18 protein-coding genes are annotated in these 22,710 nt (G+C 39.2%); 2 read left to right on the forward strand and 16 right to left on the reverse strand.

All coding sequences use genetic code 11. The features are described from left to right. Positions 1-191: 191 nt before the first annotated feature. On the forward strand, positions 192-3,329 hold the full coding sequence (gene mutS, locus JMW61_RS02630) for a DNA mismatch repair protein MutS (protein WP_201549245.1): 3,138 nt from the start codon (positions 192-194) through the stop codon (positions 3,327-3,329). Between the two features lie 93 nt (positions 3,330-3,422). Continuing rightward, positions 3,423-3,746: a ferredoxin FdxA gene (gene fdxA, locus JMW61_RS02635; protein ID WP_110921842.1), complete on the forward strand. Its 324-nt coding sequence runs from the start codon at positions 3,423-3,425 to the stop codon at positions 3,744-3,746. 109 nt (positions 3,747-3,855) lie between these two features. On the opposite strand, the gene JMW61_RS02640 is transcribed toward fdxA, so the two are convergent. The 16 genes from JMW61_RS02640 to JMW61_RS02715 form a co-directional block, all read right to left on the reverse strand. After that, a complete protein-coding gene (locus JMW61_RS02640; protein WP_201549247.1) occupies positions 3,856-4,758 on the reverse strand; it encodes a glycosyltransferase family 2 protein in 903 nt (300 codons plus the stop codon). A 56-nt stretch (positions 4,759-4,814) separates the two neighbouring features. Then, positions 4,815-5,969 carry a UDP-galactopyranose mutase gene (gene glf / locus JMW61_RS02645; protein ID WP_201549249.1) on the reverse strand — a complete coding sequence of 385 codons (1,155 nt, stop codon included), beginning with the start codon at positions 5,967-5,969 and terminating at the stop codon, positions 4,815-4,817. A gap of 32 nt (positions 5,970-6,001) precedes the next feature. After that, the gene (locus JMW61_RS02650; RefSeq protein ID WP_201549252.1) at positions 6,002-6,751 is read right to left on the reverse strand and encodes a LicD family protein; all 750 of its coding nucleotides are present in this window, start codon (positions 6,749-6,751) and stop codon (positions 6,002-6,004) included. Next, positions 6,748-7,149, reverse strand: a complete 402-nt coding sequence (gene tagD / locus JMW61_RS02655; RefSeq protein WP_201549254.1) for a glycerol-3-phosphate cytidylyltransferase — start codon at positions 7,147-7,149, stop codon at positions 6,748-6,750. Before tagD ends, JMW61_RS02650 begins: the two co-directional genes overlap by 4 nt. A gap of 55 nt (positions 7,150-7,204) precedes the next feature. Then, on the reverse strand, positions 7,205-8,179 hold the full coding sequence (locus JMW61_RS02660; RefSeq protein WP_201549256.1) for a glycosyltransferase family 2 protein: 975 nt from the start codon (positions 8,177-8,179) through the stop codon (positions 7,205-7,207). A gap of 180 nt (positions 8,180-8,359) precedes the next feature. Then, complete coding sequence (locus JMW61_RS02665; RefSeq protein WP_201549264.1) at positions 8,360-9,514, reverse strand: CDP-glycerol glycerophosphotransferase family protein; 1,155 nt, start codon at positions 9,512-9,514, stop codon at positions 8,360-8,362. Further along, the gene (locus JMW61_RS02670; RefSeq protein ID WP_201549272.1) at positions 9,514-10,770 is read right to left on the reverse strand and encodes an oligosaccharide flippase family protein; all 1,257 of its coding nucleotides are present in this window, start codon (positions 10,768-10,770) and stop codon (positions 9,514-9,516) included. Before JMW61_RS02670 ends, JMW61_RS02665 begins: the two co-directional genes overlap by 1 nt. Before the next feature lie 107 nt (positions 10,771-10,877). Then, positions 10,878-12,146 (reverse strand): sugar transferase, encoded by a 1,269-nt coding sequence (locus tag JMW61_RS02675; protein WP_201549274.1) that lies wholly within the window; start codon positions 12,144-12,146, stop codon positions 10,878-10,880. 39 nt (positions 12,147-12,185) lie between these two features. Then, positions 12,186-12,671, reverse strand: a complete 486-nt coding sequence (locus JMW61_RS02680; protein WP_201549276.1) for a pilin — start codon at positions 12,669-12,671, stop codon at positions 12,186-12,188. A gap of 137 nt (positions 12,672-12,808) precedes the next feature. After that, positions 12,809-14,131, reverse strand: a complete 1,323-nt coding sequence (locus JMW61_RS02685) for an O-antigen ligase family protein (RefSeq protein ID WP_201549279.1) — start codon at positions 14,129-14,131, stop codon at positions 12,809-12,811. 83 nt (positions 14,132-14,214) lie between these two features. Beyond that, positions 14,215-15,408 (reverse strand): serine hydrolase domain-containing protein, encoded by a 1,194-nt coding sequence (locus JMW61_RS02690; RefSeq protein ID WP_201549281.1) that lies wholly within the window; start codon positions 15,406-15,408, stop codon positions 14,215-14,217. A 114-nt stretch (positions 15,409-15,522) separates the two neighbouring features. Next, positions 15,523-16,008: a pilin gene (locus JMW61_RS02695; RefSeq protein ID WP_201549282.1), complete on the reverse strand. Its 486-nt coding sequence runs from the start codon at positions 16,006-16,008 to the stop codon at positions 15,523-15,525. A gap of 608 nt (positions 16,009-16,616) precedes the next feature. Beyond that, complete coding sequence (locus tag JMW61_RS02700) at positions 16,617-17,066, reverse strand: type IV pilin protein (RefSeq protein WP_201549284.1); 450 nt, start codon at positions 17,064-17,066, stop codon at positions 16,617-16,619. Further along, positions 17,066-17,653, reverse strand: coding sequence for a type IV pilin protein (locus JMW61_RS14385; RefSeq protein WP_320158100.1), 588 nt, complete (start codon positions 17,651-17,653; stop codon positions 17,066-17,068). The genes JMW61_RS02700 and JMW61_RS14385 overlap by 1 nt, the downstream gene beginning before the upstream one ends. Positions 17,654-17,787: 134 nt before the next feature. Further along, positions 17,788-21,780 (reverse strand): pilus assembly protein, encoded by a 3,993-nt coding sequence (locus JMW61_RS02710; RefSeq protein WP_201549286.1) that lies wholly within the window; start codon positions 21,778-21,780, stop codon positions 17,788-17,790. Between the two features lie 96 nt (positions 21,781-21,876). Beyond that, entirely contained in the window at positions 21,877-22,704 is an 828-nt protein-coding gene (locus tag JMW61_RS02715) for a pilus assembly protein PilX (protein WP_201549288.1), read from the reverse strand. Positions 22,705-22,710: the final 6 nt, after the last annotated feature.

Raw genomic sequence — 22,710 nt, forward strand, 5'->3', positions numbered from 1 at the left:
AAGATTTTTAGTACGATTCAACCAAAATCATACGAACTCGTCATCTAATATTTTTCTGATTTATTCTTTGATCCAGTACCTAGATTTAATGTTCATCCCTGCTTGTCTAATGCCTATTTACTGAAAATCATCAATAAAAATTCATTTAATGTTTAAGCACCATTTGTATTTAAACCTATAAGAGACTCTGCATGACCGTTAAGCCATCCGCTCAAAACTCTCATAACTCAAAACCCAATTTATCAACAGATGCCGCGTCAAAACAAAATGGCTCTCAATATAGCTCTGAGCCATTAACTGCTGACCATTTAATGATAGGCGATAGCGCTTATAACTTGGCTGATCATACGCCGATGATGGTGCAATATCTAACCATGAAAGCTAACTATCCACAAGCACTGCTGCTGTACCGGATGGGTGATTTTTATGAGCTGTTTTTTGACGATGCCAAGCGTGCAGCACACATATTGGATATCACGCTCACTCGCCGCGGTACGGATAAAGCGGGCAACACAATTGCCATGGCAGGTGTGCCGTTCCATGCTGCCGATAGCTACATGGCACGATTAATCGCTGCTGGGCAGACAGTTGTCGTCTGTGAACAAATTGACGAATCAACCACTGGCAATGTTAGTAATAATACCCCTGCCATGGGCGATAAGCAGAAGAAAGACAAGAGCAAATCTGGTGCTGGTATCATGCGCCGTGAAGTGGTTAAGACTTTAACGGCAGGAACCATTACTGATGATGCATTAATTGCGCCAAATCATACACCTACTGTCGTTGCCATTGATATTGCCATACCTAAGGCAAATAGCAAACAGTCTCTACAAGCTGCTATTAGCCAAATGGACTTGGCTGCAGGAACTTTGACTACACAAACTCTCGGTGCAGATAACGACGATATTGAAGGTTTGCAAACTCAAATGCTGACGGTACTCGCACGCTTTGCTCCTAGTGAATGCATCGTTAGTGAAGCACTTAGCGATAGTATTGGCGACACTGATGCAGCGTGGATACTGTGGTTACGTCAAAATCTTGACTGCCCCATTATAGAAGTCGCTGCCAATGACTTTCATCCTGAGCATGCCAGCTCGACCTTATGCCAGCAATTTGAGGTACAACGTCTCGATGGATTGGGTATTAGTGATGCACCACTTAGCCAATCTAGCTGTGCAGCGCTCATTCATTATGCGCGGCAAACGCAGCAACGCCACGTGCCACAAGTCAATCAGCTAATCGTAGAATATAGCGACGACTATCTGATTATTGATGCCAATAGCCAACAGAATCTTGAGCTGTTTACGCCTGTTAGCAGCAATGGAACTTCATTGATATCCGTATTAAATCACTGTCAGACTCCGATGGGTAGACGATTGCTAGTACAACAAATGAAGCGCCCACTCCGTCAACATACGCGTATCAACTTACGCTTGGATGCAATAACCAATCTCTTAAATACAGAATATTCGCCAGACAGCTCTGAGCAAGCATTAGCAAATAACGAAACAGAGAATACACTGGTAACGAGCATACGCGAGACGCTACATGCCATCGGTGATGTTGAACGAATCAGTAGTCGCATCGGTCTGATGAGCGCTAAGCCCCGCGACTTGCGTAAACTTGCCGAGGGTATCGCCAGTAGCAATCAACTGACTACCTTACTCAATAAATCAGGGATTAGCCATGAACATGCTGGTCTATTACCTATGCTTATGCAGCAATTGCCAGCCCAGTTACCGGCCATACAATTCGTGGCCGAGCTGATTGAACGGGCCATTGTCATAGAGCCGCCTGCCCATATTCGGGATGGTGGCATGCTTGCTGCTGGCTATGATGATGAGTTTGATCGCCTGACCCATTTACATGACAATATCCAAGTGACTTTGGATGAAATGGTCGAGCGTGCCCGTCAAGATAGCCAACTACCAAGTCTAAAAGTTGGCTTTAATAAAGTCAGTGGATTTTATTTTGAATTGCCCAAAATGCAGGCGAAAAATGCACCACCGCACTTTATCCGTCGGCAAACGCTTAAAAGCAGCGAGCGCTTTATCACTGATGAGCTAAAAGAGGTCGAAACCGAATATCTGAGCGCACAGTCTTTGGCATTAACTCGGGAAAAACAATTGTATCAAGAGCTATTAACCGTCTTGAGCAGTCATTTAGCCGAACTGCAACAGCTTAGCGCCGCCATCGCACAGATAGATGTGCTGAGTAATTGGGCGCAGCTCGCTTTGGATTATAACTGGCAGCGTCCAGTAATGAGTAACGACTCAGAACACACTATAGCTACTCGCAATCAGACCAGTATCGATATCAAACAAGGTCGTCATGTCGTCGTTGAAGCAGCCTTACAGCCAACGAATAGCGTTACTCAAAGTAAGGCAAAATACGCTACCCAGTTCGTTGCCAATGATTGTATTCTTGGTCAAACAGTAGGCAGCAATGAAAACGCTGAGCGACTACTAATGATTACAGGTCCCAATATGGGTGGCAAGTCTACTTATATGCGCCAAACCGCACTAATAGTTCTACTTGCGCATTGCGGCAGCTTCGTCCCAGCAGCGAGTGCTCATATCGGTGATATCGATCGTATCTTTACCCGTATTGGTTCGGCGGATGATTTGGCAGGTGGCAAGTCGACCTTTATGGTGGAGATGATTGAAACCGCTAATATTCTCAATCAAGCGACAGATAAGTCGTTGGTATTAATGGATGAAGTGGGACGCGGTACTGCCACCACTGATGGGCTCGCCATCGCCCATGCTTGTGTCAATCGATTGGTAGAGATTGGCTGCCTAACATTATTTGCCACTCATTATTTTGAGCTAACGCAATTGGCGCAAAATAATGAAAATCTTCAAGCTAGCATTCGTAACGTCCACGTCGCGGCCAGTGAGATCGATGGTCAGTTGCTACTATTGCATCAAATCAAGGAGGGCGCAGCAAGCTCTAGCTTTGGACTACATGTAGCAAAGATGGCTGGTATCCCTACTCAAGTGCTAAATGACGCTAAACGCTACTTATTAGATAACTTAACGGCAGATAATGTAAAGTTAGATAATCTAAAAGCAGAAAATGAACAACCTATTGATGATAAAAATGACTTAACTAAGTCAGTAAAGGATAAACGTGAACAGGTTTATGATGTTGAAATAGACAAGGCAATCATAAACGTTGATAGCCAAAATCCAAGCATAGAAATTATTCCACAACAAAATCAGTTATTTAGCTTACAAGATAAACTGCACGCCATTGATCCTGACAGTCTGACACCCAAGCAAGCGCACGATTTACTGTATCATCTAAAGAAAATCATTAGTCATTAAAGGGAATTGTCAATTAGGCGTAAAGGCGTTAAAATACGCTTTATTTTTAATCTATTCTATTTAGCCCTAAGCCAATAACAGGTAGACATCACTATGACCTTTGTCGTTACAGATAACTGCATCCTTTGCAAATACACCGACTGTGTAGAAGTCTGTCCTGTGGACTGCTTTTATGAAGGACCAAACTTCCTCGTCATCGACCCTGATGAGTGCATCGACTGCGCGCTATGCGAGCCTGAATGTCCTGCCAATGCCATCTTTTCTGAAGATGAAGTGCCAAAAAGCCAAGAGATGTTTACCCAGCTCAATGAAGAGTTGGCGCAAAAGTGGCCGAATATCACTGAGATGAAAGATCAGTTGCCAGAAGCCGCCAAGTGGGATGGTGTGGAAGGTAAAATTCAGTATTTAGAGAAATAGAATAACTCTTTAAGACAGCTTCATCTGTCTTGAGACAATAAAAAAACCACCTAACGGCGATATGCTGTTAGGTGGTTTTTCATATAGAAACTGACAAACTTGCTAATACCTATTTTTCGGTAAGATGTGCAGCACACTTTAGAGCTCTCATAATTTCTTTTACGACTTTCCAGCTTCTTAGCCTGATACCATAGACCATCATCGAGCCTATCGCTAATAAATAAGGTTTGTTTCTAACAAAAATATTTTTACCAAACTTGAAGTGAATATAAAAAAGATTGCGAAACATATAGAATGCTTTCCACGAATTTATAGCACCCTGCTGATCAAAAGGGAGCTGTCTAGTTAGCTTAGCATCTCTAACTGCTTTAATAGAGTAGCCAGCTCTTCTTGCTCGTAAAGCATAATCCACATCATCATAAAATATAAAATACTTGGCTTCAGGATATCCTATGATATCAATGACCTCACGTTTAATCATAAAGCCCTCAAAGGCCACGTTTTCCACCTCTATAGTCGCTGGCATATCACTTCTATTTTTATACTTATCACATACTGCCTGTCTTTTAGGATTTAAATAAAAAGGGTTAGATAGGTTGTACTCTATGGCGGCTCTTTCGACCAACTGCCCATCTTTATAATCTCGTACTGCAATCATACAAGGATGAGCCACTGCCATCAGTTGCTCCACACAGCGAGAATCAGCAAATACATCATCATCCATGATAAATATCCACTCATAACCTAACTGGTGAGCCTGTTTTATACCCGTATAAAACCCACCTGCTCCCCCAGTATTTACCTTATTATGAATGACTGTAAGCGGTAAACTTCCTGTATAGCTATCCAAAAAACCTGCTGTTACTCCATCTGTCGAAGCATTATTGACGACAATCAAGTTATCAATCGGGTATGTCTGTTTTTCTAGCTTTTGCAAGCATTGCTCTAATAACTGCAAACGATTATATGTCACAACGACTATTGCTAGATTTTTATTATCTGTTGTAGCCATTTTAGCCCACCATAAAGCTATATCGAACTTATGACAAAATTGTCTAAAAAACTGGACTATATTACGTGTTGGTAAAATACCTTTGGTATCTGCTGTGACACAAAGGCTTCAGCTAAAGCATCTGCTGTTTCTAAAGCTTCTTTGATCGTCACATCCATATCTAAATAACGATAAGTGCCTAGTCGTCCAACAAAAGTTACACCGTTACTCTTATGTGCTAAATCAACATAACGCTCTAGCAATGCCTTATCATCAACCAAACGAATGGGATAATAAGGAATGTCTTCAGCATTACAGTTACGGCTATATTCAGTGTAGCAAATACTTTTCTTGTGGCTCTCCCAAGGAGAAAAATGCTTATGCTCGGTGACACGGGTAAATGCCTCACTGTTATCACAATAATTAATAACAGCATTGCCTTGCATATCACCTTTACCGTAAAAAGGCTTAAAATCTAAAGTACGATAACCTAGTCTACCCAAACTATGATCAAAATAAGCATCTAATGGACCTGACCAAATTACATGATCATAATCAGTTTGCATACTTTTTATAAACGAGCTATTTAAATGCAAAGTGATAAGTGGATGTTCGAGTATGTTTGCTATGATTTGCGAGTAGCCAAATTTTGGCATACCTTGGTATTTATGGTTGAAATAATTATCATCATAGCTAAAGCGTACAGGTAACCTTTTCAGAATACTAGCGGGTAAATTACTTGGCTCTGTACCCCACTGCTTAATAGTGTAATCCTTAAAAAAAGCTTGGTATAAGTCTTTGCCCACAAATCGTAACGCCTGCTCTTCAAAGGTTTTCGGCTGGTCTATACTGGTATCCGCCTGCTCTTCTATAAAAGACTGGGCTGCGCTAGGAGTAAAAGTTTTGCCAAAAAACTGATTAATGGTATGTAAATTAATAGGTAGAGAATAGACTTGCCCGCCTGAAACAGCTTTTACCCTGTTTATATAGGGCATCATCTCTCCAAATCGGGTTATATATTGCCAAACCCTCTCATTATCAGTATGAAATATATGTGGTCCATACTTATGCACCATGATGTCAGTCTTATCATCTCGGTAAGTATGACAGTTACCTGCTACATGGTCACGACTATCAATGACAGTAACAGTATGATCTGCATTGGCAAGCTCACGCGCGATAACGGCCCCTGAAAAACCTGCGCCTACAATAAGTATTTTTTTGAATGTCATACGCCACCTAAATTGACTACTTAATATTATTTTTACTTCATATGCTTTGGCACTCTTTGCTCTACTGGTGGCAGCTGCATATAATCACCATAAAGCTGTGATAAGTAGTGATCGTAACGTCGCGGAATAGGGAGCTCCAAACCTTCAAAGGTTGCAAATATTAAATCCATATAAATATCTTGATAAAAATACTCTTTTTCTCCCCAAGCACCAAAGATATTACCTATATGGTATTGTTGTTTTAAACGAGAATCTAATAGCTTTTTCTTAGAGAAAACTTGCAAATAATCTAATAAAAAATTAGGCGAACAAGCAAATAGGATTTTCAATAATAAGTGCTTTAGCCTACCTCGATTTTTGGGCGCACGACGCAAGACACAAGCATGATAAATATGAGCTATAAGGCGAAAACGCTGCCGCCCTGACCCTGTGCTTGGCACATAGTCAAGCGCAAATACATCAATAGTAGGAGATAATGCTAAGTTAGACAAATCTTTTGAAAAGCGCAGATGACCGACAGGCGCATCAGGAATGATATGTTTTTCCGCATACTCATAAGTATAACTTTTAAACGTGGCAAGCAATCTTTCAGCAGTATCATAGTCTTGACGCAGCACACCTATATCCATATCATCGTCCCACGGTATAAACCCTGTATGACGAATGGCACCTAGAACACTGCCGCCGAGTAGAGTGTAATGGATATTATTTGCCCTAAAAAGCGCGTCAACCTCTCTCATCATCTCAACGGTTTTTAATTGCAATGAACGAATGTTATTCATAACTGTTGGCTATTTAAATCTTTTTTAATTTGGCTCGAGCTTACCTCAGGAGTACGAGCCAAATAAACCACCTCACAGCCCTCAGTGCCTAGCCAATCAAACTCTCCTTGCCAGTCGTCACCCATCACAAAAGTATCTATATCATAGCGCTGTATATCAGTCTTTTTTTGCTCCCAACATGTTTCTGGAATAACCAAATCTACAAACCTGATTGCTTCTACCAATTGCTTGCGCTTATCATAATCAAAATAGCAGCTTTTATTTTTATTATTTAAATTAAATTCATCTGTAGATAGAGCAACTATTAAATAATCGCCAAGTGACTTTGCTCTACTTAACAGGCTAATATGACCATAATGCAGCAAGTCAAAAGTACCATAAGTGATGACTCGTTTCATTGAAGCCCCTAATATAATGATTAACTGACAATATTGAATACTGTAAAATGTAAAACTAGTTCTTAAAGACAGATTTTATATCTTGCAATAAATAAGCCGCTTTAAATTGACGCTTACTACATAACCAAGACAACACTTTATAATCAAACCGTAAAGGCACTTGCCAGATATAAGTATTAGATTCAGGATAAGTGTCACGCCATAGTGTATCATCACGCATATTTTTATTTAGAATCAGCAATAGCTTTGAGTATATTTTATAAAAGTGAATAAGATTTTGGTATTCTTTATCTGCGCCTTGCTGCTGTAAAAATAATATAATCTCATTATTTACTATTAATTTATCTTCAAACGACTTAAGCGTATGATTGCTCGTAATAGAATGAATATTGAGCTGATTATAATGATAAAGAGGCTGATTAACTTGTACTACTTTATTGGCTAAAAAAACAAGCTTAAAAGTGACATACAAGTCATCACATAATGATATGCCACTAGGAAAGCTAACATTGTTCTTTATATACAACTCTCGCCTTACTAGTTTATTCCAAAAATAATTCATATAATGTGGCATAACATTAAATACGTTCACCATCGCATTTTTATCTATTGGTAGAGTAAAAGAAACAGACCTATGATGATTCATAAATTCTAAATAATAATCACAACATACGATATCCGCCTGTTCATCCTTGGCTTTTTGATACAATAAGCGGATCATATTCGGCTCAACCCAATCATCCGCATCAATCTGAATGACATACTCACCTGTCGCGTATTTCATCCCTACGCCACGAGTAGCGCCTGAACCTAAGTTAGAAGCGTTACGGACTATTTTGATGTCTTCTTTTCTATTAGGGTAAGCCCCTATAACGTCTTCTAACCGCTGTACGCTGTTGTCTGGCGAGCCGTCATCGACAAAAATATATTCTATACTGGCAAAATCTTGCTCGAATAGTGACATGCTGCATTTTTTAATATACTTTTCGGCGTTGTATATCGGTACTATTATAGAAACTTTATAAACCATCACCTTTAGACCTTTATAATAGATTCAATTTTCTGATATTATTTATATTAAAATTAGCTACAATTAGTAATTACTTATATTTTTTTAAAAAACTCTTAAAAAATCAAGCGGTAATCGAAATACAACTCAAGCCAACAGTAATTAATTATTTTGGGTATCACCAATGACTCCTTATCTTAATCACTTATGCCAGACAGTATCAATAAATTTTTCAAAATTATTATTACACCAAATACTACTTTTATGCTCAATCAATGCTGGTACGTATATTTCATAACTTTTATCTTCAATCGCTAATAACAATTCTGAAAATGTGTTTACTCTATCTCCTATCATTATCTCATCATAAGCAAACACAAGCTCACGACTTTTGGACTCATAATCAGTAATATCGAAAGGAAATAAAATAATTGGTTTTTCAAGCAATAAATAGTCAAAATAAATTGAAGAATAGTCTGTAATAAGACAGTCACTATGTAATAAAAAAGGATAAACATCAGTAACATTAGCATTAATAATTTTAATATTACTAAATCCAGAGAATCTCTCTATAACATTTGAATTAGTATAAGAATGTAGTTTCACAAAAAACACTTCATTTTTTATGACAAGATTATCGTTAAGAATATTTAAATCAAACCCTCCAGATTCAAAAAAATCTATCCCTGTATCTCGCCATGTGGGCATATATATATAAGATTTGGCATAACTCTTAGCTTCAATAATTAGCTCGTTTATTTCAGAGTCAACAATGACTTTTTTCTGAAAATCAATATTGATAAGATACTCACATCTTGGATAAGAACACTCAATCAAGCTATCTTCATTAATCAGAAAGCTATCTAAGAAAATCTCATGAAATCTATCACTAGGTGATACTAAGTAATAGAAATAATTACTTTTGACCAGTTTTTGATTGTTATTAACTTGCCAATGTTGACGCTCTAGTTGAGAGTTGAATCTCAAACATTTCAAAGGCAGCCCGTGCCACATATTAAAGATTAGCGCCTTTCCTTTTAATAAAAAATGGACATCATGCAAGCTGTGTGAGTATAAATAAATTCCAGCTGTCAACCCATGCCATACTCCTAAAGTCTCCCACCTAAGATAGGACTTATAACCAAGTGACCTTATATAATCACGAGTATTCTTATTTTTAGTAACCCATATCGCATCTATTTCTTTATGATAAATATTAAGGTACAAAAAAGCGTACTTAGAGTTGTCATAAAAAGCTGACTCCATACCAAACAGCCACTTATTTTTATTTCTAGGAGCAACATGAGCAACACTTACTACTATTTTTTTTAAAAATAATTTAAGTTGTTTTTTCATTAGTCAATACTCTTATTATTTTTAGTATAAACCATCCATAAAAGTGTAGAACGTAGTAGTAAGATGATAATCTCTACACATATAATCCATAGAAGCATATTACTGATATTGAACCTATCTAGCCACACTAAGGATAAGACACCTGATATATGAATGACAGCGCCAAAATATACCGTGTAATTGACCAAGTATATCTTTTCAAAAACACTAAAGGCATTATACCCTATGCTTGCTGATACATAAGTAATGACTACCAGTATCATAAACATCCTAAGGATATCTGCCCCAACGATATAAGCGTCTCCAAATATCAACTGCATGACCAGTTCAGCATTATAGATAATAACAGCAACTCCCACTAATAATAGAGCCGTCATAATCGCAGTCGTATAAAGTAACAATCCTAAATTTTTGGTTCGTGAAATATAAGGGAAAAGTGCGCTATTTACTGGTGATAATAGACGTTGTACAAGCTTATAAATTTTTTCAGCAGAGCCAAATACAGCAGCCTGACTGCTGCCTGTAATTGAACCAATAAAAAGAACATTCATACTAGTATAACTGGCTACCGATAAACGAGAAACAAAATAGCCAGCACCATCTTTTAGTATATCTGAACTTTGTCTCCAATTAGGTTTTACTAATTTATAGTCATATTTATAAAAAGTTCTGATATATACCGTGACTGTAACAAGATGATTTATCAGTAATAAGAAAAGTAGCATCAGAATATTTGGTAATAGCGGTAAAAGCAACAGAACCAACACGACGTAAACAACTTGAGCGATAAGCCCTGTCTTAGTTATTTCTGACATTTCCTCAATGCCTTGATAAAACCAAGGGATAAATAACGCTTGAGTAAATATTAATAAGTTGAGTAATAAAAACAGTGAAAAATCAAGTATTCCATCTATAAATAGAATCAGATAGCTGTTGAAGATAAGACAACTTATAACACTCAAGATAATTTTTATAAAAAGTGAGTTTGAAATGAAAGAATTGATATAAGACTTATCATCTCTATTTTTGGCAATTGAATATGTTCCACTCATTTCAAGCCCATAGTTCGTAATAACGCCTGCTATCGCTTGACATGACAAGACAATAAGGTATAAACCATATTCTTCTTTATTCAAAAACCTAGTAATATAAGGCACAACTAGAAAGCTGGCTAGATAAGTAATTAGCCTTAAAGAGAATAAAGAAAGGATATTTCTAATAAGGATACTGTCTTTATACTTATAATATATTTTCAATATAATACTTATTAATTGATACGAAGCTGTTTTATACTAAAAATGAGCGAATAGTCTGTTAGTCTTAAGCTAACACCTGCTGCTAATATTACACCCTTCATACTATTTTACCTCGCCCCAAACCCAGTAACCATCGTCTGTATCGTCTTGATAACAATCAATAAATCCAGTGTCAATGAAAAGTTTTTAATATAGAAAAAGTCATGTTCGAGTTTTACTTTAGTTTCATCTTCATCACTCGCATAACCATGCATCACTTGCGCCCATCCTGATATACCGGGCTTGACGATATGACGATAACGATAGAAAGGAATAGTTTCATTAAAACGCTCAACGAAATCTAATTGCTCAGGCCTCGGACCGATTAAACTCATATCACCTTTTAATACATTGATAAATTGTGGTAGCTCATCCAAGCGTGTCTGCCTTATAAAGCTACCAAATTTTGTCACTCGCATATCAGCACCAGTTGCCATTTGCGCACCGTTGTCCTCAGCATTAGGTATCATGCTTCGAAACTTATACATAGTGAACAGTTTACCACCTTGTCCTATGCGGCGCTGCTTGAATAATACCGCACTATTACTATGACGGCCTTCCCATTTTATTAGTAATGCGACTAATAATGCGATAGGTATGACAATAGGTAAGCTCATAATGATAACCACCGTATCTGCCATACGTTTTACCAATAAATAGCTCTGTGATGGGAGAAGTGATCCTAGGTTATTCTCATATAAATGCTTGATAGGCAAACGACCAGTTAATGACTCAGAGACCTGCAAAATATTATAAACAGGTGTACCTTGCAAAGCAGTTTCGGCCAATAGTTGCTCCCATTCTCCAGATAAATCTTTATCTGCAAAATCAGCCACGACTGCATGGAATGGCAGACGCTTATGGCTATCTGGTTGAAAGCACTTAGTTAGCTTGACCCAACGTACGTCTTTTATACTGAGTAAAGTATGATAGCGCCCAATAGGTACATAACCTATAGTCACTTGTGTCACTGAACGCAAAAATACTTGTGACACAAAACAGAAAACCAATCCTAACACCGCACTTAGAGATAAGTAATAGACAGAATATGGTACACGAAAGACAAGTAGTATTAATCCTATTACCAACCCACTTGCTAGTAATGTTGGTAGCACGGTCACCATGGATTTCTGCCCCGGAAACTGAGTGAGGCGATCCAAACCTATTAAGCTTAATATCAGTGCGACACTACTTGCGATGATACTATTGATCTGAGTCAGTAATATATTATCTGTGAGGATATATTCCCAAAACAGTATCACTGCTGGTAACAAACAGACAAATAACCAACCTATTAGGATTCGTATACTTAAGTATTCCCACGGATGCTGCTGCATATCGTCTATTTATGCCTCTATTACATTTATAACTACCAGCTACAAACTAGCGTTATGGATACAAGAACTGGGTAAATAGATAGATTTAATACTACTGCTACAACTCCATGAACCTGCATCATCACGTTGCCATACAACTGTCTCACCTGTTAAGCTAGCATTCACCTGAGTCGATATCGTAGCAGTAATACTCGTCGCTAGTATCAATGGATTGCTTATTTGAGCGACACCAGTATTATTAGGTAAAACAACACCTACTTGCGAGCCACCCACTATCAGATTAGATGCTGTGGAGCGAGGATCACAGTCATCAGTTCCTAACCCTATTACAGTCTTACCTGTCTGCAAGCACTCTTCTACTGTCATGCGTAGCTGACCCAACTCATTAATAACTCTAGTTGCTTGTGTTTTAGCAATGTATATTTGATATTGAGGGATTGCTATGGTAGCTAAAATGCCAATGATGGCAACAACAATCATCAATTCAATAAGCGTAAAACCAGACTGGAAACGACAGGTAGTCATAGATTATGATGCTCTAAAAAGTAATACTCTTATTTAAGCACTATCTATGCCATGATATTTATAATGGCTCAAAATTTGCTTTAGTCATTCAAACAGCCTAACAAATAAAACATCATGGGTATTATTTTATAGTTATATCACAATAAATGATAACCATAACCCCAAAACCGTGGTGGAGTAGATGGCATATCTGTTAAAAATATACTGGTATTGATGACTAAATAACAGAACATCACCGCCAAAACCAACATAACAGCAGCAGATAAATATCTGTTTGAGGTAGAGGTGTTGTGTTCAGATTGGTTAAAATGTTCAGCATGCGCAAATTCTGGATTTTTGAGTAAAAATACCAACAACCAAAGTAAAGCGAGTTGGGTGATGGGATAAATATGCACCCCTGATAATGAGCTATCGACACCAATGGCAACTAATGCCGCTAACACAAAATAGCTATTTTGAGCGCGCCAGTCGATATGCCTTAGGATAGAAAATAAGATAAACGCCAAAAACCCGAAGCCAATTAAGCCAGTTTCAGACAAAACCTGTAACATCAAATTATGCGGATGGGCGGCAAACTGCTCATAATTGTCCAATTGATAAAACCCGCAGCCCACAAGCGGACTCTGTAACCAGCACTCAAGTGCATGCAGCCATAAGTCATAGCGTAAGCTTGTGGTAGTGCGGGCTATCTGTAGCGCTGACGATGCACTATCCACACTCAAACTGGCAGTGTAAGACATGCCCACATACGTACAAAATGCTAACGCATACACTACCAGTAGCGGCCGCCACACTTGCCGATTACAAATGCCCACCATCACCATAAATACCGTATAAGCCAATGCAGCCGAACGTCCTGCATCTAACAGTATTGCCAGCAATGCTAAAAATAAAAACACTAAATAAATATTTCTATATTTTACAGTGCTAATATAAAACCATGTGGCAAAGATGGATAAAATAAACAAATAACTGTTATAAATACGGATATTCCATGCTAATGGATACCAATCAGATCGATATAAACCACTATTAATATAATCAAATAACCCGACGGGCAACATCAGAAACAACACGAAACTGCCTAGCACCACAGCTTTGGTTATCAATGCATTATAGATTAAGGCTTGAAAACCTTTATACAGCAAGTACGCTAACAATAAGTCAGTAACAATAAACAGAGCATTGTCCCAAAACAAGCTACCTAGTGCAATAAAGGCAAAAAACAGCAACTCTACTTTGCTCACTATAAATTGCCGTTGATACAGCGCCCAAAACCCAAGCGTGAATAATAGGGCAACTTGCAAAATCCGATAACCATTATAAAACTTATAACCGCTACCATAAGCAATACCAAATATAAATATTAAAAAGTAAAGCGCTATCAATAGCGCTTTACTTTTTAATAGCGCATACACACTAGAGTTTTTCCATTGTTGGGTGGCTACATCAGTTCTCATAAAAGAGCCTTAAAATATATCAGTGAGATAACACTATGGTGTGATACGTTTTTTATTGCGCTGATAGATGACGATAGTATTTATTATCTTTTTGTCAGATGCTCATAAATCATTATCTTCACCTTGTTGCTATCCTCCATGACATTATCCGCTGTACCATTGCTCAATAATGCCACCACGCCACCTTGCTCGTCTATCGCAACCAATGACGATAAGCCAAATAAATTACCATCGCGATAATGCACCATGGGTACATTAGGCTGTGGCTGATAGGTCACCATTGCATAGCCGTAACACTCTGCTATCTGGGTGATATCACAAGCTGATTTAGGGTCTATCGACAATATATTGGGCGTAGGTTTGGCTGCCATGCTATGTGCTTGCTGTGCTAGATCTATCGCATTGCCCGACAACCCTGCTGCTGATGCCAGTGCCTCATAATTAAACTCGGTATAGATGTCTGAGACACCCGTCAACCCTGTTTCGACATAGTTATAGCTCACCTCATCCGTCATGGGCTTGTTGGTGATAAACTGCAAGGTGCTATCAGCAAAACCATACTGCTGGGCGATAAGGTCGGTATAAGATTGATTATTTAGGCGACTAATGACTTCACCCAACAGGCAATAACCCAAATTAGAATAGCTGGTTTTACTGTCAGGCTCAAAACCCAAGGTAATATTATTCAGCTCGTTGATATGATTGGGACAAATGTCCTTGCCAATATTGAACATATCTTGACCAAACACGCTATAGCGATCAAACCCTGCACGATGCGTTAATAACTGACGAATAGTGATATCCATCATTCGTGCATCTTTTGGCGCATCAATCTCGCTGATAATATCAGCTAATGGCGTATCTAGTGATAGTTTGTCGTCTTTAACCAGCTGTAGAATCGCATCTGCCGTCCACAGTTTAGTGACGCTAGCATAGCGAAAGCGCGTCTGCTCGGTCACGCTATCTGATAACAGCGGATACTCACCGATATAGCCGTTTTCACAATGGTGCAGCGTACCGCTTGGCTCGATATAAGCGATTTGATTGGCAGGGGCATTATTGTATTTGGTTTGATATCGCAGTACATCAGCAAGCCATGTGGGGCCATCCTCACTACAGCTGATATGGCGGGCGGAAAACTCGGCACGAATAGGATAAGTTTTTAGCCACAATAGGTTACGGGCTTGGTTGTTGGCATAATAATAACCAAAAAAAATCATGACCAGTACCAATACCATGACGACCAATACATCACGCTTACTTAATCGTTGAAACATAGCATATATTCTTTATAACCATAGGTAAGTAGAGGTGACTTAATATTATTAACTACCATACAAAAAAGCCAAACATTACGTTTGGCTTTTTTATCTAACAGGCTATCTTAGTTATTAAGATGCTGGGCAACCAGATGCTGCGTACTTAGCATCTACTGTAGTACTACAAGACCATGAACCTTCGGCTGTACGTGCCCAAGTTAGAGTATTGCTACCAGCAGTTGTCAACGTACTAGCAGCATTGTCGCCAAAAGTACCCATAATAGAGGCAGTGTTAGCAGCGCCATCAATAGTTACTGTTGGTAAACCATCAACACCAGCAAGCGTTACACCTTGAATGTTAGAAGCAGTTGCACCTAGTGAACATTCGGTAGAGTTAGCAGGAGAACCGTTATGTATAATGCTAGCTGTACGACCAGAGTTCATGCAATCTTCTACAGCAGTTTTCAAGTTACCAGTCTCGCCCATTACACGGCTAACTTGTGACTTAGCGATATAAGTCTGGTACTGAGGGATAGCGATTGCAGCTAGGATACCGATGATCGCAACAACGATCATTAGTTCGATTAAGGTAAAACCTTTCTGGATATTAGCGTTCATAGTATGTCCTTTAGAATAAGGTGATAACAAATCGATCGATATGCTACTTGGCACTATCATTTGTTATCTATTATAAATAATGGTTTGTTAGTGTGAGTAATTAACTCTCTCACCTAACTGTCTTATAGTTATTGTTGCAGGTAGCATGCCAACTTTTTAGTTGTAATTTATTTTTTATAATGCAAGTTTGACTTTTTAGCATCATAACCGATTTCTTCATAATGCTTATCCTTACCCACCTAGCCCACCCATACCTTATGAATTCTTGGTTAATAGTAAGTTAATGCCTGATAGTGAACGGTATTAGATAGCTTTTACGTTGTACTTGATAATGAAAAGTGATAGCAAAAAATTAACGATAATGTCATACATTGGCTAATGACAATTTTTGTCTACTTTCTATTGTTCCAGTTAAATTGCTGAAAATTGTCAGTTTAATTATTATTTAGATGTATAAGGTAAAGTAACATGACATTTTTTGTCAGATAATAATTTTCTTCTCATACATAGTCTAATAAAAAAGCCACTCTAGATAGAAGATATATCTAGAGTGGCTTTTGAACATATTTAATCTATATCAGATAAAAACATACAAGCTATCAATTTACTTATTCATTCCAATCGTTGCCTGTACCACATTTTTTATCTACACCACTGCCTCGACATTTAGTACCTTGAAAGTCCAAACTGAGTGTACCATCAGTAGCCATCTGTCCTTCTGGTGTAGCAATAATACTCCAATTAGAAGTCAGCGGATCGGGGGTGAAAGTCACTTGATAAAGAGCATTGCCTTGTGTAGGGTAGCTACCACCCAGTCCCGTTATTAAGTCATTGCTATAGCTGCCTTGTGCTAGTTTATTACTTTGAATTTGAGTAGCGATGTTTTGCATCTCGCTCATCATATCGGTACGCTTAGACTTAAGGACATAGCGCTGATACGTCGGATAGGCAATAGCAGCTAACACACCGATGATGGCGACGACAATCATCACTTCAATTAACGTAATGCCATGCTGAGATTCAGATGGGCTTATCGATCTGTTTAGGTTGATAGTCATTACCAGTCCTCCTGCCCTGTACCGCAACCACTGTCTGCGATGACTATACTATTATTTTTGCTCTGGCAACGTAAGCCAGCACTGGTAATCATAATCTCATTAGCATTAGCTGTAATGCCTGTAGGGTTTGGTAGCGCCAACATTTTCCATGTACGCCCAGTACTGCTGTCGACATTAGGGCTAGCAACAGGAACTAATGAGCTGGTCGTGTTATTACCATCGACAAGGGTAATCAAATAGCGATAGTTGACTGAATCACTACCATCTGGTACGTAGATAGTAGTGTTGTCCGCTTCATCATAGCTATAGGCGACGGCATTCGTCGTACTGTTAATAATCTTTGGCTGAAAGCCTTGGTAGCTTAATGCCTTAGATCGCCAACGCTCAAGCTCTACTTGTAGCTGTAGCATTTTTGCCTGTGCCTCATGCTCCGCATTCTTCACTGCATATTGCCGATAGCTAGGTATCGCTATAGCCGCAAGGATACTGATAATCACCACGACAACCATCAGTTCTATGAGCGTAAAACCATGTGCGCCGCTATGCGCTGTCATACTTGCTGTCTTATTGTGATACGACTTGGTCATATACCGCGCCCTATTATCAATACCATTAGGATCACCATTTATTACTATCTTTTGTCGTTAGTAATTAAGGTGTTGGTAGTGAATAGCATCTTGAGACGATCATCACTACCTATATTTTTTAGACTTTGCACTACTTATTGCGTTCGCTTGTACCATGCTCGTGGTTGCAAAGTGTAACGCTCGTTGAAGATGAATTCACCAGCACTACCATCACCATCTATTTGTGAGGGTAGACTACCCTCACCTGAATATAAATCTTTAATGTTACTAGTATCTTTAAGAGCATCGCTGCCATAGCCTGCACGATTGGCCAACTCGATACGCTCAGTTAGTGTGCTTGTACCGATGAGCAACTTTGTATCTGTGTTGTCTTCATTATAAGCACCAAGCGTTAGCTCCTGAATACCCTGTCCAGCAGGAAGATAACCTCCCGTACCTGATACTGAACTATCTTCCATACATATACCATAAGGTAAGCAATAAAGCTGACGCTCTGAGCCACCCGTTATCTGTGCTGAACAGCTAGCTGTTGTACCAGGGTATTGCTTATCAGGATTGTATACTGTGGTGTATAACAAATTATTAATAACAGCACTATCTCCTACACCCTTGTTGTATCTGACATTGCTATAACCATCAAATCGAGTCAATGGATAATACCAACCCTGTGTAGTGCCTCTAATCATATCCTCTTTAGCAGTCATTTTTATCGCAGTAGTAGGTTCTGAACCAAGCGCCGTCGCTAATGGAGTCAAATTACTTTCAGTTATATTTTGAACCGTTGGTACAAATGTGTTGCTATATATATTTGTATTCGTAATATCAGTATCGATAATGCCATAGATGCGGTTAGCATTGGCATTATCATTACGCAAGGTGGATAAAGGTGCACTACGGTTACCTGAGATAATATTTACCAATGCGAATAGCTGGCCGTTATTAGCAACACTCTCTCCAGTAATACCTTCATTGCGATAAAAACTTACGATTGGACGCTCATAAAATCGGTACGCGTATTTTTTATTCGCAGAACTGCTAGGGGCAACGTCAAGTATTCGAGTCACTCTTCTATTAGAAAAGTTATTTACTTCAGTGAAACCATTAGTAGCAGGGCGAGCATTTTCGAAGTCCGCACGGTATACTTGTCCGCCCAAATCTGCGACATACAGATGATCCATCAGTCCATCATTATCTCTATCAAGTATAGTGACACCACCAACTATACTATTAATCATACTATTGGTTTTAAGGTTTTTCGTGATACCAGCTTCACCGCTAGTTGACCATATCAACTCACCTGTCTCAGCATCAATCATATATATGGCATTACCCTGTGCTGGTGCACTAGTCGTTGGTACATAGCTATCTTCTTCATAACCCATATCATAGCCACCACCAAATATCAGTACATTGGTAGGATCAGCATCTCTGGTTAGACGGATTTTGGCAGCGGTTGGCTTACTCCAAATCTGACCTAAACGACTGAAGCCTGTTGTACTAGATTTAGCAGAAGTACTAGAGCGCAAACCATCTTGAGTAATTGTAAATAAAATCTCAGGCGTAGATACATCAGAAATATCCATACCGTAGAAAGCTGATCCACCCATACGTAGCCCACCATAGGCAAACATCCCTTTACCTGCCGAATTATCAACAGCAACTCTTGGATTTGCAGGATCCAAATCATAACTATAGTCTGTGGTTACTAGCCATGGTGCATCAACACCAAAGTAGGGCTCACCTACTTTATCTATTATCGAACCATCTACTACGGCTTTAGGCTGTACTTCCATCATGTATTTAGGAATGATGGCAACCTCTTCTTCGCCATTATCTGAATCGACTAAGTGCAAGGCACCATCCATCGAGCCGAATAATACATAGTCATCACGAGGATCAATAATACGGCCGTTTGTATCTAGAGCTGCACTGTATGAAATTGCCGTAGGCTTAGAATGGACAACACCACCTAAAACCTTAATTGGGGTAGTCGGTACAGACAGCGTTAAATCTTCAACATCTGTGGTATCTGTCGCTTGTCCATCATTAGTGAGTAAGTTATCGAAACCTAAGAAACTCAGTAATCGACGCTTATTAAGTTGGGTATAAGTAGCAGTATCTCTTAGTTGATCAAACCCTTGTGGCTTACCACTTCCATTAACGCTCAACCTACGTAGTATAGGGGTATTATTACTCGCAGAGGTATAATCCTCAACGTACAGCGTCCGCATACTGCCCAACCCTGAATTTGGTGCTTCCAATTGCGCATATACACCACCAGCCGTAATATCATTATTTGCATTGCTACCAGCTACTGTGAAATTAGATGTTTGCCATACATCTTGAGTATCTTCATCTAGATTGCCTGCGATATCTTTATACAGTGGAGTAGGAGTATTGCTATTAGCACTACTATGGCCAAATAGCGTACCTTGATCCAAATCATATTTTTTGAGATTGCCTCGCCAAGTACTTGCTGATGAGGCAACATCAGGATCTAACATCGGTAAATAGGCAAATGGTAGTTGGTTCGCAGCACGATAAGGATCATCAGGAATTGTAATAGTACCAGATGGAGCCGTACTAATCGTCTGTACAAGACCTGATGCAAAATCAACAATACTCGCAGCAATATCCGCAGATTCTTCCGTGTAATAAAAACCACCATCACCGAAGGTTTTGGTTTCATCGTCACCTTTACGTTCACCCAACTTACATAGATTACTGGTATTTCGATCTACGTTACTACCGCTATCACAATCTGTCACTTCTTTCGGTGCACCGTCAATCGTGATAGTACGCTTACCAGTAAGTCCAGCAAAGGCGCTACCAAAGCCTACTGTTGCAGTCTTAATCGGTACTCCAAGCGGATTGTTAGCAGTATTGCGTAATAGCGCTGCATACTCAGCCATGCAGCCCCACGCTCCATTACTACTACCACCAGTCAGACCATTACAACTGCTTACAGCTAAGGTCGAGGTAGAGCCTAATAATGAAGTATTCATTATTGTTTTGGCTCTAGTATCACTACTGGCATTAGGCTCACCATCTGTCAACAGATAGATACCACTGCCACTACATTCTTTAGAACTGAGCGGGGAAAGGTATTTATTATCGTATTCCACTCTAGATGATGCTACCGAATTAGCAAAACCAGAGTCTGCATTATAAGAGCCATTGTAGTAAGTACGCCCATTATTACTAAGGCTCTGATAGAAACTATAGCTTGGTAGTATAGATGAGTTCGTTGACCAACCAGTCCAACTACTACATGCGTTAACATATTGATTTATATCGTTATCAAACGTAAATGTACTTTCATTACTATTGCATTTACGCCAAGAGTACGTTCTAGATTCATATTTCCTTTCGGCAACAACCTGAATATTGTCCTGCGTAGATGTTCCCATCATATAAGCACCAGACTCTGCTAGCGCGTGGGCAGTTGGAGTATTACCTGTTGCATTTAAGCCTGTGGTTGCATCGATTAATGCTCCACGTTGCAGCGCAGTCAGTGCTTTAGTCGGGGCCAAAACAACAGCTGATCTACCATCTCCACTATAACTATAGTTACCTAAACCAACTTCATATTCATCTGATAGTGATCCCGTATCTTTCAAGGTACCATTTATCGTATAAACTTCATCAGCTAATAGCTCAATAAGCGCTATTTGTAGACGTGTTAATCTAGAGTAACGTATCGTATTTCCATTGCCAACTTCACACCCTACAGGAGTAAAGCTCACTTCCTTTTGAATGCTCGTAAGGTCTTTGACCGTATTACCATTTTCGTCTCTAAATAACCCATCAGCAGCTGACCCGTCATCCTGACGCTTATAAATAACTGCCCGAATCTTTTCTGAGTTCTGAGAAGTATAGCTGGTTTTGCATGAGCCGTAATCGTTGCTTATGCTACCGCTACCCATACTACCTGATGTATCTAACATCATAAAAATGGTTGCACTACCCGGCGTTGCCGCTTTATAAATCTCTAGATCGCCCACAGGTTTTCTACTAATAGTATCTGCTTGAGCTACGGTACCACTAAGCCCTAACATTACAGCGATCGCTAACGTCTTGACACGCCACGGCTGTCGATTGAGTCTCTTTTTACTTAGGTATGTCATGACTTATTTCCTTATGATAATTGGTGCGATGCGCTAACCATACTTTATAGCAGTGACGCTATCCAATATCGTAAACTGGGACAAAATTCTAGACTATCAGTTCGATGGCAATGTACAGAGCAATCCTGTACCTTGCCCAAATTCGACACAATTTGTACGCTGTGATAGGTTTTCCACATTCGCTTGCTCATAGATCACAGCACTCGGCACACCAGCCGCCGCCATACAGCCCCCAATAGTATCCTCACTATCGGTAACCGTATCTACACGGCTAGTTTGTTCAAAGCAATTTTTGCTGCCTATTGTTGTATCTGCATAAGCCGGTAATACAGCTGTGTTATTAATCTCAAACATATACGCTTGGCTAGAAACTGAGCCACTATCTTGACCAATAGTATAGCTACTAAACGCTTCAGTCTCAGCACTAGGTGGTGTTAACGATATATTCACCTGAGTCATACTAGCGTTACGACTACTAACGTAATCATCTGGTTCTTCAGGATCGCAGTAACCAGTACCACTACTAAGTATAGTGCCACCTGACGTTACAATCGAGGTACGGTTAATATTGAAAAACCGATCTCTTGGACGAAAACAAAAGACATATTCATGCTCAGAACTATTAGGATCCAAAATGAAGTGCCCGAAAGGCCCTGTTATTGATAACATGTCATCGTAGATTTCATCATCATTGCTGCCATTGACACTTTGCTCAATACTTTGGTTGGCATTATCTGCTGACTGTAATAGCAAAGTATTAATTTGATCGCTGGTTGCAAGTCGCAAATCAGTAGTACTTTGCTTCACAGCAATCGTACCCGCTAATATGATCAAAATCAAAAACAGTAATACCACGATGAGCACAGCGCCTTGTTGTGAGGATGGAGATACTTTGGGATATTGATACTGCTGAATATTTGACATATTACC

Source organism: Psychrobacter fjordensis, assembly GCF_904845995.1.
In the GTDB taxonomy this organism is placed as follows: domain Bacteria; phylum Pseudomonadota; class Gammaproteobacteria; order Pseudomonadales; family Moraxellaceae; genus Psychrobacter; species Psychrobacter fjordensis.